The organism is Microbacterium sp. Yaish 1, assembly GCF_002245215.1.
GTDB lineage: Bacteria > Actinomycetota > Actinomycetes > Actinomycetales > Microbacteriaceae > Microbacterium.
This window is the reverse complement of the sequence record NZ_NPMR01000002.1, coordinates 1,433,736-1,452,147: the sequence shown is the minus strand read 5'-3', so window position 1 is coordinate 1,452,147 and position 18,412 is coordinate 1,433,736. Positions and strand designations below refer to the sequence as shown.

Here is an 18,412-nt window from a genome sequence, read left to right as displayed (position 1 = left end):
CGCATCCTCAGGAGCATCGTGACCACTACCGCCACACGGGTGATCGTCACCAAGGAGTCGCCGCGACGCGGCCTCGTCCGGAAGCCGCGCCCCGAACACCTCGATCGCCCCGGCGCCCGCAAGCGCGCGGCTCGCGAGACCGTCGCGGGGTACGGCTTCCTCCTGCCGTGGCTCGTCGGCTTCTTCGGGCTCACGCTCGTGCCGATGGCGTACTCGCTGTACCTGTCGTTCACGAGCTACAACATCTTCGCGCCGCCCCAGTGGATCGGCCTCGACAACTACATCCGGCTCTTCACCAACGACCCGAGCTTCATGCAGTCGGCGCAGATCACCCTGATCTACGTGCTCGTGGGCACCCCGATCTCGCTCATCGCCGCGCTGCTGATCGCCCTGCTGCTGAACTACCGCGACAAGGGCGCCGCCTTCTTCCGCTCGGCGTTCTACGCACCGTCGCTCATCGGCGCCTCGGTCTCGGTCGCGATCGTGTGGCGCGCCATGTTCGCCACGAACGGTCCCGTCGACAACGGCCTGAACGTCTTCGGCATCGATCTCGGCGGCTGGATCGGCAACCCCGGCCTCATCCTGCCGATGATGATCCTCCTGGCCGTCTGGCAGTTCGGCGCGACCATGGTCATCTTCCTCGCGGGCCTCAAGCAGATCCCGAAGGAGCTGTACGAGGCGGCCGAGATGGACGGCGCCAACGCCCTGCGCCGCTTCCGCGCCGTGACGGTGCCGATGCTCTCGCCCGTCATCTTCTTCAACCTGCTGCTCGGCCTCATCGGAGCCTTCCAGGTCTTCGGGTCGGCCTACATCATCTCCAACGGCACCGGCGGTCCCGCCGGGATGACGAACTTCATCACGGTCTACCTCTACAAGACCGGATTCGCCGATGGTCGCATGGGGTACGCCGCCGCGATCGCCTGGGTCCTCCTCGTCGTCGTCGCCATCATCGCCCTCATCCTCTTCCGCACCCAGAAGTCGTGGGTGCACTACTCGGGAGACAACCGATGACCACGTCACCCACCTCACCGCTCACGAGCGAGGCCATCTTCGCCGAGCAGCAGACCACGCCGATGCCGCCCGCCCGGCGCCGCGTGAAGCGCAAGACCTGGCAGACGATCGTCTGGTTCGCCGTCCTCATCGTCATCACCGCGGTCGTGCTCTACCCGCTGGTCTGGCTGCTGCTGTCGACCTTCAAGCCCAACAGCGAGTTCGGCCAGAACATGGGCCTGCTGCCGAACGCGCCGACGATCGACAACTACATCAAGGTCGCCGAGGGCATCGCGGGCGTCCCGATGTGGCGGTTCTTCGCCAACTCGCTGCTGATCGCCGGCGTCTCGGTCATCGGAACGGTGCTGTCGTCGGCGCTCGCGGCCTACGCCTTCGCCCGCCTGCAGTTCAAGGGACTCGGCATCCTGTTCGCCGCCATGATCGGTACGCTGCTGCTGCCGTTCCACGTCGTGATCATTCCGCAGTACATCATCTTCAACAATCTCGGGATGGTGGACACCTACTGGCCGCTGCTGCTGCCGAAGTTCCTCGCGACCGAGGCGTTCTTCGTCTTCCTCCTGGTGCAGTTCATCCGGCAGATGCCCCGCGACATGGACGAGGCCGCGAAGATCGACGGCGCGGGACACCTGCGCATCTTCTGGTCGATCATCCTGCCCCTCATCAAGCCCGCACTCATCACGTGCGCGATCTTCAGCTTCATCTGGGCGTGGAACGACTTCCTCGGGCCGCTGCTGTACCTCACGAGCCCGGAGAACTACCCGCTGCCGATCGCGCTGCGTCTCTACAACGACCAGACCTCGTCAAGCGACTACGGGGCGACGGTGACGGCGTCGTTCATCGCGCTGGTGCCGATCCTGCTGTTCTTCATCGTCTTCCAGAAGTTCCTGGTCGACGGCGTGGCCACGCAGGGTCTGAAGGGCTAGCGATGTCGACCGACGAGCGTCCGCGCACGCGGCGCGAACAGCGCGCAGCGGTGAGGGCCGACCGTTCCGGCAGCGGTCCGACTCTCGACGAGCGCCCGCAGCTGCGGCATCCGGGTGCTGCCGGGGCGTTCGCCCTGCTCGGCGAGGTCCTGCTGATCGGGCTCCTCATCGGCGTCGTCTCGCTCGCCGTCGTCACGCTCCCGATCGCGCTCGCGGCCGGAGTGCGGCACCTGCGACGCTATGTCGCCGCCGACGACTCGAGGCTCGCCCTGTTCTGGGCGGACGTGCGTGCCGGTCTGTTGCCGGGCGCGGTCGTCGGGCTCGTGACCGTCGTCGCGGCGCTCATCCTGCTGCTCGACATCGACCTGGCCCGATCGGGCTTCCTCCCGGGCGGTGCCGTGGTCGAGGCGGTCGGCTGGGCGGGACTCGCGGCGCTCGCCGTCGCGCTGCTCCTCGCCGCCGGGGCCTGGAGCCCCGCACTCGGCTGGCGGGGCGCGATCCGATCGATCCCGGATGCCGCCCGCGGCGACCTCGTCGGGACGCTGTACCTCCTCGCCACGGCGGCCTTCGTCGTCGTGGTCACCTGGGCGCTGCCGCCCCTGTTCGTCGCCGGCATCGGCTGCGCTGCGCTGGCCGTCGTCGCGATCCCCGCCCGGGCCCGCCGCACCTGAGCGTCTGAGCCGTGACCGCGGGACGTCAGCGGGCGACGACGGTCGTCTCGAAGGTGTACATGTCGGGGCGGTAGCAGTGGTGACCGAACTCGATCGCGCGGCCGGTGTTGTCGAAGGCGATGCGCTCCATCGTCAGCACCGGTCCGCCGCGCTCGATCCCGAGGAGCGCGTGCTCGTCGCCCTCCGCGCGGCGGGCGCCGATCTTCTGCTTCGCGATCCGGATCGCGATGCCGCGGGCGCGGAGGAGCTGATAGAGCCCACGCTGCTCGAGCTCGTCGCGATCGAGGTCTGCGAGGTCGGCGGGAAGGTAGTTCTCGAGGATCGCGATCGGTGTGGTGCCCGTGAGCCGCTGCCGACGCAGGTAGAGGATGTCGGAGCCCTCCGCGACTCCGAGCGCGGTCGCGCTCGCCGGGTCGGCGGGTCGGACCTCGTGCTCGAGGACGCGGGTCGCCGGACCCTGCTGGGCGTTGTCGAGATCCTCGTACAGGCTCGTGAGCTCGACCTGGCGCGTCACCTGGCCCTGCACGACCTGCGTGCCGACACCGCGGCGGCGGACGAGGAGACCCTTGTCGACCAGCTCCTGGATGGCCCGGCGGATCGTGGGGCGCGAGAGGCCCAGTCGCTCGGCGATGGCGATCTCGTTCTCAAGGCGCGCGCCGGGTGCGATGTTCCCGGCCCGGATCTCGTGCTCGAGCCGGGTCGAGACCTGGAAGTACAGCGGAACCGGACCGGTCCGATCGAGTTCGGCGCCGATGCTCTCGGGCCAGACGGTGTCGGCGGTGGTCATCGTCGTGTCATCCCCTCGACGCGCCGGATACGGAAGCGCGAATGTGCCGACAATATATCTTTTTCGCCCGGGACGGCAGTCACCCTTGTCGCCACCTTCGCTATTGAGCTATTGTTAGGACATGACCGCCGCAACGGAGAGAACGGTACCTCGTGCACGACAGCGTTGAGACCGAGCCGGGCGCCGACCTCATCGCGCTCGGCCGACTGGGAGTCGACCTCTATCCGCTGCAGCACGGCGTCGGGCTCGAGGACGTGTCGACCTTCGGCAAGTTCCTCGGCGGGTCCGCCGCGAACGTGACGGTCGCCGCGGCGCGGCACGGTCTTGCGAGCGGCCTGGTGTCGCGCGTGGGCGACGACCCGTTCGGTCGCTACCTGCTCGCCGAGCTCGATCGCCTCGGCGTCGACCCCTCCGCGGTCGGGGTCGATCCCGTCCTGAAGACGCCGATCACGTTCTGCGAGATCTTCCCGCCCGACGACTTCCCGCTCTACTTCTACCGCGAGCCCTCGGCGCCCGACCTCAACATCGAGACGTCCGACCTGGATACGGAAGCCCTCCGCCGCGCCCGCATCCTCTGGGTCACTCTGACGGGCTTCAGCCGTGAACCGAGCCGCAGCGCCCACATCGCGGCGCTGGATGCGCGCGAGCGCCGGTCCCACACCGTCCTCGACCTGGATTTCCGGCCGATGTTCTGGAACGACCGCGCCGACGCGACCGCGTTCGCGCAGCACGCCATCGGCCACGTCGACGTCGTCGTCGGCAACCGCGAGGAGTGCGAGGTCGCGGTCGGCGAGACCGATCCCGACCGCGCCGCGGATGCTCTGCTCGCCCGCGGCGTCTCGCTCGCCATCGTCAAGCTCGGCCCGCGGGGCGTGCTCGCCCGCACCGCCGACGAGAGCGTCATCGTCCCTCCGCACCCGGTCGAGGTCGTCAACGGTCTCGGTGCGGGCGACGCGTTCGGCGGGGCGCTGTGCCACGGCCTCCTCGAGGGATGGGAGCTGGAACGGATGCTGCGCTTCGCGAACGCCGCCGGAGCGATCGTGGCCTCGCGTCTGGAATGCTCCACCGCCATGCCGGCCACCGCCGAGGTCGAGGCCGTGCTCGCGGAGGCCGGCCGGTGAGCCGCGTCGACGTGGGAGCCGTCCGCGAAGCGCGCGCAGCCCGGCCCGAGCGCATCGCCCACGCTTTCGCGGAACGTCGACGCCGGCCGCTCACGCGGGGCGACGGGCGGCTGTTCATCATCGCCGCGGACCACCCCGCCCGCGGGGCCCTCGGGGTGGGCGGCGACCCGCTCGCGATGGCCGACCGCGACGACCTCCTCGAACGCCTGGCGATCGCGCTGGCGCGGCCGGGCGTCGACGGCGTGCTCGGAACCCCCGACATCATCGACGATCTCGCGCTGCTCGGCCTCCTCGACGACAAGATCGTCGTCGGCTCGATGAACCGCGGCGGGCTGCGGGGTGCGAGCTTCGAGATGGACGACCGCTTCACCGCTTACGACGTGCCGACGATGACCGCGAGCGGGATCGACTTCGCCAAGACGCTGATGCGCATCGACCTCGCCGACCCTGCCACGGCGGACACGCTCGAGGCGACGGCGCGGGCCGTGACGCAGGCCGCAGCCGCGAAGCTTCCGATCATGCTCGAGCCCTTCCTCAGCAGCCGCGTGGACGGGGCGGTGGTCAACGATCTCTCCACCGATGCCGTCATCCATTCGGTCGCGATCGCGTCGGGGCTCGGCGCCAGCAGCGCCTACACCTGGATGAAGCTGCCGGTGGTCGAGGGGATGGAGCGGGTGATGGCCGCGACGACCCTTCCGACCCTCCTGCTCGGCGGCGACAACGGCACCTCGCCCGACGAGACCTACCGCTCGTGGGAGGACGCGCTCGCCCTGCCGGGCGTCCGCGGGCTCACCGTCGGCCGCACCCTCCTGTACCCGCATGACGACGATGTCGAGGCGGCGATCGACATCGCCGCGCGACTCGTCCACCCCTGACGCCCCGACTCCGAGAGGATTCCCCTCATGGCTGCTTCCGCGACCGCCGACCCGACCGGCGACGTGCCCGTCATCCCGCACTGGATCGACGGAGGCGAATACGCACCCGACGGCACCCGCACCGCGCCGGTGTTCAACCCGGCGACCGGCCAGGTCAGCGCCGAGGTGGCGCTCGCCGACGAGCAGACGATCGAGCGGGCCATCGCGTCGGCTCGCCGCGGCTTCGAGGTCTGGTCACGGTATTCCGTGGCCCGTCGACAGAGTGTGCTGTTCGCGTTCCGCGAGCTGCTGAACGCCCGCAAGCCGGAGCTCGCGCGCATCATCACCGCCGAGCACGGCAAGGTGGTCTCGGATGCGATGGGCGAGATCCTGCGCGGGCAGGAGGTCGTCGAGCTGGCGACCGGGTTCCCGCACCTGATCAAGGGGGCGTTCAGCGAGAACGCGTCGACGGGCATCGACGTCTACTCGATCAAGCAGCCCCTCGGGGTCGTCGGCATCGTCTCGCCCTTCAACTTCCCGGCGATGGTCCCGATGTGGTTCTTCCCCGTGGCCCTCGCGGCCGGTAACGCCGTCGTGCTCAAGCCGAGCGAGAAGGATCCGTCCGCGGCGCTGTGGCTCGCGCGACTCTGGCAGGAGGCGGGGCTTCCCGACGGCGCGTTCACGGTGCTGCAGGGCGACAAGCTCGCCGTCGACGGCCTCCTCGAGAGCCCCGACGTGTCGTCGATCTCGTTCGTCGGCTCGACGCCGATCGCGCAGTACATCTACGAGACGGCATCTCGTCACGGCAAGCGGGTGCAGGCGCTCGGCGGCGCGAAGAACCACATGCTGGTGCTGCCCGACGCCGACCTCGACCTCGTGGCCGATCAGGCTGTGAACGCCGGGTACGGCGCGGCGGGGGAGCGGTGCATGGCGATCAGCGTCGTGCTCGCCGTCGAACCGGTCGCGGATGCGCTCATCGAGAAGATCGGCGACCGCATCGCGGCGCTGCGGGTCGGCGACGGCTCGGCCGAGACCGAGCCTGACATGGGGCCGCTCATCTCGCGCGCGCATCGCGACAAGGTCGCGGAGTACGTCGACATCGCCGAAGCGGACGGTGCCCGCATCGTCGTCGACGGTCGTCGCTTCTCGGTGGCCGGGCATGAGGACGGATTCTTCTTCGGACCGACGCTGATCGACGGCATCCCGACCTCCTCACGCGCCTACCAGGAGGAGATCTTCGGTCCCGTGCTCGCGGTCGTCCGCGTCGCGACCTTCGACGAGGGCGTCGCGCTCATCAACTCCGGCCGGTTCGGCAATGGGACCGCGATCTTCACGAACGACGGCGGTGCCGCACGCCGGTTCCAGAACGAGGTCGAGGTCGGGATGATCGGCATCAACGTACCGATCCCGGTGCCCGTGGCGTATCACTCGTTCGGCGGCTGGAAGCAGTCGCTCTTCGGCGACGCGAAGGCGTACGGCGTGCACGGCTTCGAGTTCTTCACGCGCGAGAAGGCGGTGACGAGCCGGTGGCTCGACCCGGCGACGCGCGGTGCCTCGGAGCACGGCGGGATCAACCTCGGCTTCCCGCAGAACTCCTGATGAGCGCCACCTGGTTCCACCGACGCGGCGCGCTCGCGCAGGGCGGCTGGGAGAGCGTCGTCGACGACCGTCTGCCGGGATGGGCGCACACCGGGCTGCACGTCGCCGCGCTCGCCGACGGCGACGAGCTCGTGCTCGAGGAGACCGGGGCGGAACGGATCGTCGTGCCCCTGCAGGGGAGCTTCGTCGTCGACCACGGCGAGGGCGCAGAGTCGCAGACGACGGTCCTCCGCGGCCGCCCGTCGGTGTTCGCCGGACCGACGGACGTCCTGTACGTCTCCGCGGGGTCGACGCTTCGGATCACCGGTGCCGGCCGGGTCGCCGTCGCCTCGTCACCCACCGACGAGCGGCACCCGAGCCGGCACATCAGCGCCGAGGAGGTCGCGGTCGAGCTGCGCGGCGCGGGAGCCGCGAGCCGTCAGGTGCACAACTTCGGCACCCCGAGCTCGCTCGATGCGGCTCGTCTCATCGTCTGCGAGGTCGTCACTCCCGCGGGCAACTGGTCGTCGTATCCCGCGCACAAGCACGACGAGCACGTCCCCGGACACGAGAGCCGCCTCGAGGAGATCTACTACTTCGAGAGCGCGCCCATCGCCGGCGCCGGGCCGTCCGTCGACCCCGACGCGGCGTTCGGGCTGTTCTCCACGACGTCTTCGCCCGCCGGGGAGATCTCGATCGACGAGCAGGTGCGCTCGGGCGACATCGCCCTCGTGCCCTACGGTTATCACGGCCCAGCCGTGGCAGCCCCCGGCTACGACCTCTACTACCTGAACGTGATGGCGGGACCCGACCCCGAGCGCGCGTGGCTCATCAGCGACGACCCCGCCCACGCCTGGGTGCGCGAGACCTGGCGCACCCAGCAGATCGATCCGCGCCTGCCCTACGGCGACGCCGACGAGGAGAAGTGATGACCCGCACGAGACGGATGACGGTCAGCCAGGCGCTGGTGGAGTTCCTCGCGCACCAGTGGACCGTCGACGGCGACATCCGCGAGCGCACGATCCCGGGCGTGCTCGGCATCTTCGGCCACGGCAACGTGGCCGGGATCGGGCAGGCTCTCGCGCAGCTGAATGCGACCGCGCCCGACCTGATGCCGTACCACCAGGCGCGGAACGAGCAGGCGATGGTCCATCAGGCGGTCGGCTACGCCCGGATGCGGCGGCGGCGCGCGACCTTCGCCGCCGCGGCATCCGTCGGCCCGGGGGCGACCAACATGCTGACGGGAGCCGCGCTCGCCACGACCAACCGGCTGCCGGCGCTCCTGCTTCCGAGCGACACCTTCGCGACGCGCGTCGCCGACCCGGTGCTCCAGCAGCTCGAGCAGCCCGGCGACATCGGCCTCACCGTCAATGACGCCTTCCGGCCGCTCTCGCGCTTCTTCGATCGGGTCCAGCGCCCCGAGCAGCTCTTCTCGATCGCGCTGGCCGCGATGCGCGTGCTGACGGACCCGGTCGAGACCGGCGCCGTGACGATCGCTCTCCCCGAAGACGTGCAGGCCGAGGCGATCGACGTACCGCTGGAGTTCCTGGCCGACCGCGAGTGGCACGTGCGTCGCCCGGTGCCCGAGGCGGGCCCGCTCGCGCGGGCTCTGGAGGCGATCGCGAGCGCGGAGCGCCCGCTGATCGTGGCCGGCGGCGGCGTGATCTACTCCGGCGCCGACGAGGTGCTCGCCCAGTTCGCCGCCCGCACCGGCATCCCCGTCGCCACGACGCAGGCCGGCGGGGGATCGATGCCCTGGGACCACCCCCAGTACGTCGGGGCGGTGGGCTCGACCGGCGCGGCCGCGGCGAACGCCCTGGCCGCCGAGGCGGATGTCGTCATCGGGATCGGCACGCGCTACAGCGACTTCACGACGGCGTCGCGCACGGCCTTCCAGCACCCGTCGGTGCGCTTCGTCAACGTCAACGTCGCCTCGTTCGACGCGCACAAGCACGGCACCGACCTGCCCGTCATCGCCGACGCCCGCGAGACGCTCGCCGCGGCCCTGCGAGACCTGCCCGGTCATCGGGTGCCGGCGGAGTACGCCGCACGCATCGCCGAGCACAAGACGCGGTGGGATGCCGCGGTGGATGCCGCCTTCGTCGCCTCCCACCTCGACCGGCCGGGTCAGCCCGAGCTGATCGGCGCGGTCCACGCCGCGACCGACCCGGCCGACGTCATGGTGCAGGCCGCCGGATCCCTGCCCGGCGACCTCCACAAGCTCTGGCGCGTCCGCGATCCGCTCGGGTACCACGTGGAGTACGCCTTCTCGACGATGGGGTACGAGATCGCCGGCGCTCTCGGCGTGAAGCGGGCGCTCCTCGCCGCGGGCGACGATCGCGACGTCATCACCATGGTGGGCGACGGGTCGTACCTGATGCTGCACTCCGAGCTCGCGACCGCCGTCGCCGAACGCATCAAGATCATCGTCGTGATCGTCCAGAACCACGGCTACGCCTCGATCGGGCATCTCTCCGAGACGGTCGGCTCCGCGCGCTTCGGTACGCGCTACCGCATGCTCGACGACGAGGCGCGCAACTTCGAGGGCGGGCAGACCCTGCCCGTCGACCTCGCCGCCAACGCCCGCAGCTACGGCGTCGACGTCATCGAGATCGCGCCGGGTCCGGACGCGGCGGCGCAGCTGACCGCCGCCGTGAAGCGAGCGAAAGCCGCGGACACCGCGACCGTCATCCACATCGAGTCCGACCCCCTCATCTACGCCCCCGACGGCACGGGCTGGTGGGACGTGCCTGTCGCCGAGGTCGCCGAGCTCGACACCACGGCGCGGGCGCGGGAGGACTACGAGCGGCAGCGGGGAGCACAGCGCCCGCTGCTCGGACGGGAGGACGCATGAAAGCGACAGTGGCCGGAGCCCCGGTGAGCTTCGGGGTGTTCGAACTGACGCCCGACGGTGCCGAGACGGTCAGCGCCGATGAGATGCTCGAGGCCCTCGTCGAGACGGGGTACGACGGCGTCGACCTCGGACCGGCCGGATTCCTCGGTGAAGGCGAGGCGCTCGCCGCACGGCTCCGCCGGTTCGGCCTGGGCCTCGCCGGCGGGTGGGTGCAGCTGCCGTTCTCGGACGACGCGGCGTTCGCCGCAGCCCTTCCCGAGCTCGAGTCGGCCCTGCGCAGCTTCGTCGCGGCGGCTGACGCCGTGGGCGGCCGGCCGCCGCTGCCGACGCTCGCCGACGACGGCTCCGCCGCCCGCCGCGCGGCGCCCGGGCGCGGCGCCGAGGTGGACCGGCTCGACGACGCCGGGTGGGACCGTCTCGCGCGCAACGCGGAGCGGGCCGTCGCGCTCGTCCGGACCGCGGGGCTCGAGCCGACCTTCCACCACCACGCCGGCACGTTCGTCGAGTCGCCGGACGAGATCGACCGTTTCCTCGGGCGGGTCGACATCGACCTGACCCTCGACACGGGGCACCTCGCCCTCGGCGGCGGCGACCCGGTCGATGCGGTACGCCGCTGGGGCGACCGCATCAACCACCTGCACCTGAAGGACGTCGACCTCGGCCGGCTGCGCTCGGTCGTCGCCGCGGGCGGGGGGATGCGCGAGGTCTGGTCATCGGGCGTCTTCGTCGCTTTCGGACAGGGCGATCTCGATGTCTCCCCGGTCATGGCGGCGATGGCCGAGCGCGACTTCGACGGCTGGATCGTCGTGGAGCAGGACGTCCTGAACGGCCCCGAGACCGCGATCGACGCCTTCCTGCGCGAGCGCACCGCCGACCAGCAGACCAACCGCGACGCCCTGCGCGCCTGGCTGTGACCTACGACAGACAGAGAGAACCGTGACCACTTCCCCCATCCGCTTCGGACTCATCGGCACCGGCCGCATCGGCCAGGTCCACGCCGTCAACATCGCCGCGTCGCCCGACACCACGCTGTCGTGGGTCGCCGACCCGTTCATCGCCGGTGCTACGGGCGTCACCGAGCGCTTCGGCGGCCGCGCGACGGAGTCCGCCGACGAGCTGCTCGCCTCGGGCGAGGTGGACGCGGTGATCATCGCGTCTCCCACTCCCACGCACGTCGACCTCATCGCGGCGGCCCTGGACCGCGGCATCCCCGTGCTGTGCGAGAAGCCGATCGATCTCGACCTGGCCCGTGTCGACGCCCTCCGGCCGCGCGTCGCCGCGAGCGGGGTGCCGGTGGCCCTCGGGTTCAACCGCCGCTTCGATCCGGCGTTCGCGGAGGTGCACGCGCGGGTCGGCGCCGGCGAGGTGGGCGAGCTCGAACAGCTCACGATCATCAGCCGTGACCCCGCCGCGCCGCCCGCGTCGTACATCGCGGTCTCGGGCGGCATCTTCCGCGACATGACGATCCACGACTTCGACATGGCGCGCTTCTTCGTGTCGGACATCGTCGAGGTCTCGGCGACGGCGACGACGACGTTCGACGACGGCGCCCGCGAGCACGGCGATGTCGACACCGCGGTGACGGTGCTGCGCGCGGCATCCGGCGCGATCGTCACGATCATCAACTCGCGACACAGCGCGAGCGGCTACGACCAGCGCCTGGAGGCCTTCGGCGCGCGCGGTTCGCTGCAGGTGGCGAACGCCGGCACGAGTCTCGTCAGCGCGTCGACGGCGACGAGCGTCGAGGCGCGCCCGCCGTACCAGGACTTCTTCCTCGAACGCTACGCCGCGTCGTACGCCGCCGAGCTCGCGGAGTTCGTCAAGGCCGTCCGCGGCGAGGCGTCGACGAGCCCCACGTTCGAGGACGGTCGCGCCGCCCTCGTGCTCGCCGACGCCGCGCAGCGTTCGCTCGCCGAGCGCGCCGCCGTCGCCGTCTCGTTCGACTGACGCGCGGCAGCCCGCCTGCGCGGATCGGGTCCGCAGACCACGTCAGCGGACGCGGCGCAGCCGCACCTCGGCGCGGCCGGGCGTCGTGCCGGTGAGGTAGACGCGCGGCCCGCCGAGGGCATCCGTGCCGCCGAGGTACGTGTAGTCCTCACCCGGGAGGTAGCCGGCGGCTCCGGGCACCCCGCGGTCGACGTCGGCCGCGATCCCGAACTCGATCGCCTCGTCACCGACGCGGTAGCGCGCGGTGCCCGCGCCCAGGACGCCGGTTCCGTCGGGTGCCAGGTCGAGGCCCTCGAAGGCTCCGCCGGGCCGGAAGGCGAGTTCCAGGCTCCACGTGCACAGCGGCCCCTCGGTATCGATCACGAGGTCGGCGCCGGTCTCGGAGGGGCGCACCGCGATGCGGGTGTGCAGGGCGACCTCGTCGCGGGGGCGGACGTCGAACGACATCGCCGCCGAGAACCGCCCTTCGTCCACGAGTCGGTAGTCGCCGTCCGCGCGGTGGAGATCGGCGGCGAGCGGGCCGAAGTAGGCGGGGGAGAGCCGCTCCTCGAGGACGAACTCGTCATCGGAGACGGTCAGGGAGTCGGCGCGGAACGGGCCGAGACCGAAGAAGTGGCGCGACAGGCGCGCCGACTCGAGCACGGCCGCGCCTGCGAACAGGCGCAGGAACGTCGGGTTCGTCGCGAGACCCGAGCGGATGCGGCCTGCGGCGGCGTAGTCCGAACCGCCGAACACCGTGATCGCGCGCTCGGGCGTGCGATCGACGACGAGTCCGGACGACGGCCACGTGCTTCGCATCCGCGCCGCGGGGACCGCAGCGTCGGGGAGCGGCCCCGCGATGGCCGGGTGCAGCAGCACGTCGGCCAATGCGGTCTGGGGGTCGATGACCGGCTCGGACGCTGCGACCCGCGCCGCCCACGCGAGATCGGCGCGACCGGTCTCGATCGCGAGCCGCCGGTAGAGCGTCGCGAAGGGGGCGAGCGGGAACCGCGTCTCGCGCTGGTCCTGCCGGCGGGAGTGCACGGTCTCGACCGATCCATCGGGCTGGATGAGACCGAGCGTCGACGCGAGGTTCCGCTCGACGACGGCGCGCAGCTCGGGCAGGCCGAGGATGTCGGCGACGGCCAGCAGCGACGGGTTCGAGACGTGGACGGCGTAGTTCGCGCTGCGCTCGGAGTACTGCCCGTCGGGAGCGATGTCGATGCCCTCGGCGAGCCAGCGCCGGGCGCGCTCGACCAGCCGTTCGTCGGGCCGGTGCCGGTGCAGGCGGGCGAGCGCCGCCGTGAGCTCCCACCGGTGGTTCGGGGTGTGCACACCGCCGGCGAGCATCGCGGGCGCCGCGCGGTCGGCGATAGCTCCCAGCGTGGTGCCGAGGGCGCTCAGCCGATCGTCACCCGAACGGCGGATGAGCTCGAGGATGTCGCCGACGTCGTTGATGGTGAAGCCGCTGTCGGGTGGCGACTCGACGTTGTCGCCACCGAGGAACAGCCCCGTCGGCGACTGCAAGTCGGCGAGGACCGAGGCGTACCGCTCCGCGAGTGCCACGGCTGCCGCGTCTCCGGCGAACCCCGAGGACGGGGAGAGGTAGACGGCGACCAGGAGCTTCGCGCGTCGCATGGACTCCCGGTGCGGACCGAGCGGCGCATCGGTGACATCGACGGGGGCGTCCACGAGCGCGGCGGCCGCGGCGTCGGCGGCGGCCACGACGTCGCTCAGGTACGTGTCGGTCGGAAAGACGTCGGTGTCTCGGGTCATGCGGTCTCCGGGGTGAGCAGGCGGGCGCGCAGGGTCACGACCTCGAAGGCGCGGAGGTCCAGGTCGACCGTTCGAGCGTCCGTCAGCGTGGCGGCATCCGCCCGGCCGCCTCCGGCGGTCTCGACGAGGTCGCACACCTCCAGCGACGCGAGGGGCACGTCGAAGCGGAGCGTGTTCGAGCACCGCGCGCCGCGCTGCTCGAACACGCGCACGATGAGGTCGCCGCTGCCGTCTGCGGCGAGCTTGACGGCGGAGACGACGACGTCGGGCCCGTCGCTCGCGACGAGCGGCGCGACCGGGCCCGAACCGTCGACCTCGCGCAGCGGTGAGCCGACGATCGTGCCCCAGCGGGCGGCGTCCGTGGTCGTCTCGGCCGGCGCGAACACCGAGACGAACTCGTGCGCGCCCTGGTCGGCATCCGGATCGGGGAAGGTGGGGGCACGCAGCAGCGATTGCCGCACGGTCGTCACGGTGCCGTGATCATCGGTCGTCCGGGTGGCGTCGTGCCCGTACAGGCCGTCGTTGACGATCGCCGCTCCCGTGCCGGGCTCGGCGACGTGCACCCACCGGTGCGCGCAGACCTCGTAGCGCGCGGCATCCCACGAGGTGTTGGTGTGCAGCGGGCGGCGCACGTGCCCGAACTGCGTCTCGTAGGCGGCGTCGTGGGCGTGCACGGCGACGGGGAAGGCCAGCTTGAGCAGTCGGTGCCGTTCGTGCCAGTCGACCCGGGTGCGGATGCGCACGGCGCCGCCGGCGGGGTGGAGGTCGATCCACTGCTCCACCTGTCCGTGGGCGAGGGGGTGGACGACGTGCACGGCCCCGGTCTCGGTGAGCCGGGCCGTGCCGCCGTCGACGTCGGTCGTCGCGAGCCGGTACGAGGCGTCGAGCTCCCAGGCGTCCCACTTGGCGGGAGCGTCGACGTGCAGCTGGAGCAGCCCGCCCCGGTGTCCCACCGGGATGAGCTCGCGACCATCCGGCAGCGCACGGACGCTGCGCAGCGTGCCGTCGGGACCGACGACGACGTCGATGCTGTCGGAGCGCAGCCGGAAGCCGTCCGCGACCGGTTCGGACGAGAACGGCGTCGCCTCGGGCGCGGGTCCGGCGGACCCGGGAGCGATCGCTCCGACGGGCGCCGACGCGGGGTTGAGCGCGAGCCGCGTCGATCCCGAGCCCGCCAGCGCGGCGATCGCCGCCGCGATGATCGCCTCCAGACGCGCGGTCGTCTCGGCGTGCGAACGCTCGGCTTCGCGGTGGACCCACGCGATCGCGCTGCCGGGCAGGATGTCGTGGAACTGCAGCAGCAGCACCTCCCGCCAGAGCTCGTCGAGCTCGTCGGCGGGGTAGGGGATGCCGCGCCGGATGTGAGCCGCGGTGCTCCACTGCTCCGCCTCGACGAGGAGGGCCTCGTTGCGCCGGTTGCCGCGCTTGGTCCGCATCTGCGACGTGTAGATGCCGCGATGGAACTGCAGGTACATCTCGCCCGACCAGACGGGCGGGTCGGCCGGCTCGTCGGCGGCCTCGACGAAGAACTCGCGCGGAGTGCCGAAGGCGACCGTGGGCGACCCTTCGAGATCGGCCTGGAGACGCGCGTCGGCCATCATCTCGCGGGTCGGGCCGCCGCCGCCGTCGCCGTACCCGTACGGCATGAGCGATCGCGTGCTCGCGGCGTGATCGGCGAAGTTGCGCACGCTGCGGGCGAGCTCGGTCGGACGCATGTCGCCGCTGTAGGTGTTGTTCGGGGGGAAGTGCGTGAAGATCCGCGAACCGTCGAGGCCCTCCCACACGAAGGAGTGGTGGGGCATCGTGTCGCCGTCGTTCCAGCACATCTTCTGCGTGAAGAACCATCGCAGCCCGGCACTGCGCAGCAGTTGGGGGAGCGACGCGGGAAAGCCGAACGAGTCGGGCAGCCAGCCGACGTCGCTCCTGGCCCCGAAGTGCTCCTCGAAGAACCTCGTGCCGTAGAGCAGCTGGCGCGCGAGCGATTCGCCGGAGGGCATGTTGACGTCGGACTCGACCCACATGTTGCCGACCGGGATGAACCGGCCCTCGACCACCCGCTCGGCGACGCGGGCGAACAGCTCGGGGTCGCTGCGCCGCACCCAGTCGAAGTGCTGCGCCGAGGAGCTCACGAACACCGCATCGGGGTCGGCGGACATGAGGTCGAGCACGTTGGCGAAGGTCCGGGTGACCTTCCGAACCGTCTCGCGCGTCGGCCACAGCCAGGCCGAGTCGATGTGCGCGTGTCCCGTCGCCGTGATGCGGTGGGCGGATGCCGCGGCCGGTGACGCCAGCAGCGGTGCGAGGATGCCGCGGGCCGCGCTCGCCCCGGCGGCCGGATCGTCCGGGTCGACCGCATAGAGCGCCCGCTCGAGGCCGTCGAGGATCCGGGCACGGCGCGGATCGGTCGCCGTGAGCTCGCGTGCGAGGCCGACCAGCACGATGATCTCGCGACGCAGGCGTTCGACCGTCTCGTCGACGAGCCGCACCTCCATCGCGCCGAGGCGGTAGAGCGGGGCGGCCCCGGCGGTGGCACTGTCGCCGAGGGGCGTCGGGGCGAACGCCAGCGGGCTGCGGAAGTCGTCGCCGCCGGAGAGGTCGGGGTTGGCGGCAGCCTCGACGGTGAACGAGAACTCCTCCCCCGGACCGGCGCCGACGGGGACGTGATGGTTGCGCGGCTCGAGACCCTTGACGACCGCCCCCGCGGTCGTGCGCACCAGCCCCTCGCACTGGAAACCTGGCTTGGCCTGCGTGAACCCGAGGTCGAGCGAGAGCTCGATCCGGCCGTCGCGTCCGGCCCATTCGGCGGGCACCCGCCCCTCGACGAGGAACCACGTCGTGCCCCACGCCCGGCCCCAGCGCGAGCCGGGCTCGACCGGCACGAAAGCGGCATCCCGCTGCATCCGCGCGATTGGCACCGGCTCGCCCGGGAGGTCGCCCTCATCGGGCACCTGCCACGCCGACACCGTCACGGCGCGCCGATCGGCGACCACCCCGCGTGCGAGGTGGTCGCCGACGAACCGGTCGACGCGTTCGAGGATCAGGTCGTCCCGCGCGGGCATCAGTCCTTCAGCCCCGCATTGATGTTCGACGACGTGATGTACGGCTGGAACACGAGGTACAGCGCGATCAGGGGGAGCATCGAGAGCACGGACGCCGACAGCAGGATCGTCCACTCGATGTTCTCCGCGCCGACGAGGGCGCGCAGGGCGATCTGCAGCGTGAACTGTTCCGGGTTGCCGAGGATGATGAGCGGGAAGATGTAGTCGTTCCAGCGCCACTGGAACGACATGATCGCGAGGGTCAACGCGATCGGGCGGGCCAGCGGCATCATGATGCGGAAGAAGATGCCGAACTCGCTCGCACCGTCGATGCGCGCCGCCTGCATGAGCTCGTCGGGGATCGTGATGAAGAACTGCCGGAACATGAACACGCCGGTGGGCGTGATGATCGAGGGGATGATCACACCCGCGAGGGAGTTGTAGAGCCCGAGGTCGCGGATGACGATGAACAGCGGGTTGAGGATGACCTCGCCGGGCAGCATCGTCATCGACAGGATGCAGAGCCCGAGCACGCTCAGCCACGGGTTCTTGTACTTCGCCAGGGCGTAGCCGGTCATCGCGCAGAGCGCGACGGTCAGGACGGTGGTCACCGTCGCCACGATCGCGGTGTTGAGGAAGTAGCGCGCGAAGTCGATGCGCTCGAGCGCCGCGGCGTAGCCGTCGAGGGTCCACTCCCGCGGGAAGAACGACAGCGGGTAGCTGAACAGCTCGCTGCCGGGCTTGAACGACGACAGCAGGAACCACAGGAGCGGGAACAGCATGAGGACGGCGAGGACCCAGAGCATCGTCGTGGGGACGATCGACTTGCGGATGCGGCCCTGCGTGCGGCGACGGCGCTCGTAGCGCTTGGTCCGCTTGTCGTCGGGGACGGTGATGGCGTAGGTGGTCACCATGCGTTGTTGCTCCTCCGGCTGATGCGCAGCTGGATCACCGCGATGATCATGAGGATCACCAGGAGGACCATGGATGCCGCGCTGGCGTAGCCGATCTCGGATTGCTTGAAGCCGGTCTCGTAGATGTACTGCACGATCAGGCGGTTCTGGGTTCCCGGGCCGCCGCCGTTGAGGGACTGGATGAGCGCGAACTCCTTCATGTGCCCGAGGGTCGACAGGAGGATCACGAGCACCGAGGTCGGCGCGATCGACGGCAGCGTGATGTTTCGGAACCGCTGCCACCCGTTCGCGCCGTCGAGCTCCGCCGCCTCGTAGTAAGACTTCGGCACATTGTTGAGCGCGGCGACGAACAGGAGCATGTTGAACGCCGCGCCGCCCCAGGAGGACGCCACGATCACGACGAGCAGCGACAGGTCGGCGTTCGACGACCACGGCACGCCTTCACCGCCGAGGGTGCGGATGATGAAGTTCACGAAGCCGAAGCTCTCGCCGAACATCCAGCGCCAGATGACACCGGTGACGATGGGGGAGACGAGCCAGGGCAGGAAGAAGATGATGCGGGCGGCCGTCTTGCCGCGTGCCCACACCGCATTGATGGCGACGGCCATCGCGAGCGAGAGCGCGTAGCTGAGCGGAACCGCGAAGAGGGTGAAGACGAAGGTCCGGGCCAGCGCGCCGTAGAAGCCCGGATCGGTCATCAGCTCGACGTAGTTCGCGAGGCCGACGAACTCGGCGTCGCCCCAGCCGCGGAAGTCCGTCAGCGAGTACGAGAGCCCGAGCACGCCCGGCCACAGGAAAAACAGCGCGAACAGCGCCGCGGTCCCCACCGTGAAGACGAACGGCGCGAGCCGGTAGCGCCCGAAGACGCGCTTGCGGGGACGGGGCGCGCCGGGCGCCCCCGCCGTGGGGGCGGAGGCGTCCGGCGTGATGGTTGCAGTCATGCGATGGGCTCCCCTGGG

15 protein-coding genes are annotated in these 18,412 nt (G+C 70.9%); 10 read left to right on the top strand and 5 right to left on the bottom strand.

Annotated features, from left to right (window positions below; genetic code table 11):
* Positions 1-18: 18 nt before the first annotated feature.
* Genes CI089_RS15990 through CI089_RS15980 form a run of 3 tightly spaced genes read left to right on the top strand, consistent with a single transcriptional unit; the run spans position 19 to position 2,605 of the window.
* Positions 19-1,011 carry a carbohydrate ABC transporter permease gene (locus CI089_RS15990; protein ID WP_094262398.1) on the top strand — a complete coding sequence of 331 codons (993 nt, stop codon included), beginning with the start codon at positions 19-21 and terminating at the stop codon, positions 1,009-1,011.
* The gene (locus CI089_RS15985; RefSeq protein WP_023952478.1) at positions 1,008-1,934 is read left to right on the top strand and encodes a carbohydrate ABC transporter permease; all 927 of its coding nucleotides are present in this window, start codon (positions 1,008-1,010) and stop codon (positions 1,932-1,934) included. The genes CI089_RS15990 and CI089_RS15985 overlap by 4 nt, the downstream gene beginning before the upstream one ends.
* Positions 1,935-1,936: 2 nt before the next feature.
* The gene (locus CI089_RS15980) at positions 1,937-2,605 is read left to right on the top strand and encodes a hypothetical protein (RefSeq protein ID WP_094262397.1); all 669 of its coding nucleotides are present in this window, start codon (positions 1,937-1,939) and stop codon (positions 2,603-2,605) included.
* A 25-nt stretch (positions 2,606-2,630) separates the two neighbouring features.
* Here CI089_RS15980 and CI089_RS15975 read toward each other — a convergent pair whose 3' ends face one another.
* Positions 2,631-3,392, bottom strand: coding sequence for a GntR family transcriptional regulator (locus CI089_RS15975; RefSeq protein WP_094262396.1), 762 nt, complete (start codon positions 3,390-3,392; stop codon positions 2,631-2,633).
* 152 nt (positions 3,393-3,544) lie between these two features.
* Between CI089_RS15975 and iolC the strand changes: the two genes are divergently transcribed.
* Genes iolC through iolG form a run of 7 tightly spaced genes read left to right on the top strand, consistent with a single transcriptional unit; the run spans position 3,545 to position 11,746 of the window.
* Entirely contained in the window at positions 3,545-4,513 is a 969-nt protein-coding gene (gene iolC, locus CI089_RS15970) for a 5-dehydro-2-deoxygluconokinase (protein WP_094262395.1), read from the top strand.
* The gene (locus CI089_RS15965) at positions 4,510-5,388 is read left to right on the top strand and encodes a class I fructose-bisphosphate aldolase (protein ID WP_094262394.1); all 879 of its coding nucleotides are present in this window, start codon (positions 4,510-4,512) and stop codon (positions 5,386-5,388) included. Before iolC ends, CI089_RS15965 begins: the two co-directional genes overlap by 4 nt.
* Positions 5,389-5,415: 27 nt before the next feature.
* Positions 5,416-6,966 carry a CoA-acylating methylmalonate-semialdehyde dehydrogenase gene (locus CI089_RS15960; protein WP_094262393.1) on the top strand — a complete coding sequence of 517 codons (1,551 nt, stop codon included), beginning with the start codon at positions 5,416-5,418 and terminating at the stop codon, positions 6,964-6,966.
* Complete coding sequence (gene iolB, locus CI089_RS15955; protein ID WP_094262392.1) at positions 6,966-7,874, top strand: 5-deoxy-glucuronate isomerase; 909 nt, start codon at positions 6,966-6,968, stop codon at positions 7,872-7,874. Before CI089_RS15960 ends, iolB begins: the two co-directional genes overlap by 1 nt.
* Positions 7,874-9,799 (top strand): 3D-(3,5/4)-trihydroxycyclohexane-1,2-dione acylhydrolase (decyclizing), encoded by a 1,926-nt coding sequence (gene iolD, locus CI089_RS15950; protein ID WP_094262391.1) that lies wholly within the window; start codon positions 7,874-7,876, stop codon positions 9,797-9,799. Before iolB ends, iolD begins: the two co-directional genes overlap by 1 nt.
* On the top strand, positions 9,796-10,713 hold the full coding sequence (locus CI089_RS15945) for a sugar phosphate isomerase/epimerase family protein (RefSeq protein WP_094262390.1): 918 nt from the start codon (positions 9,796-9,798) through the stop codon (positions 10,711-10,713). Before iolD ends, CI089_RS15945 begins: the two co-directional genes overlap by 4 nt.
* Positions 10,714-10,735: 22 nt before the next feature.
* The gene (gene iolG, locus CI089_RS15940) at positions 10,736-11,746 is read left to right on the top strand and encodes an inositol 2-dehydrogenase (RefSeq protein WP_094262389.1); all 1,011 of its coding nucleotides are present in this window, start codon (positions 10,736-10,738) and stop codon (positions 11,744-11,746) included.
* A gap of 42 nt (positions 11,747-11,788) precedes the next feature.
* On the opposite strand, the gene CI089_RS15935 is transcribed toward iolG, so the two are convergent.
* The 4 genes from CI089_RS15935 to CI089_RS15920 are packed head-to-tail and all read right to left on the bottom strand — an operon-like array spanning position 11,789 to position 18,394.
* Complete coding sequence (locus CI089_RS15935; protein ID WP_094262388.1) at positions 11,789-13,501, bottom strand: hypothetical protein; 1,713 nt, start codon at positions 13,499-13,501, stop codon at positions 11,789-11,791.
* Positions 13,498-16,560, bottom strand: a complete 3,063-nt coding sequence (locus CI089_RS15930) for an alpha-mannosidase (RefSeq protein ID WP_094262387.1) — start codon at positions 16,558-16,560, stop codon at positions 13,498-13,500. Before CI089_RS15930 ends, CI089_RS15935 begins: the two co-directional genes overlap by 4 nt.
* On the bottom strand, positions 16,560-17,453 hold the full coding sequence (locus CI089_RS15925) for a carbohydrate ABC transporter permease (protein ID WP_094262386.1): 894 nt from the start codon (positions 17,451-17,453) through the stop codon (positions 16,560-16,562). Before CI089_RS15925 ends, CI089_RS15930 begins: the two co-directional genes overlap by 1 nt.
* Entirely contained in the window at positions 17,447-18,394 is a 948-nt protein-coding gene (locus CI089_RS15920) for a carbohydrate ABC transporter permease (RefSeq protein WP_218823046.1), read from the bottom strand. Before CI089_RS15920 ends, CI089_RS15925 begins: the two co-directional genes overlap by 7 nt.
* Between the last annotated feature and the right edge of the window lie 18 nt (positions 18,395-18,412).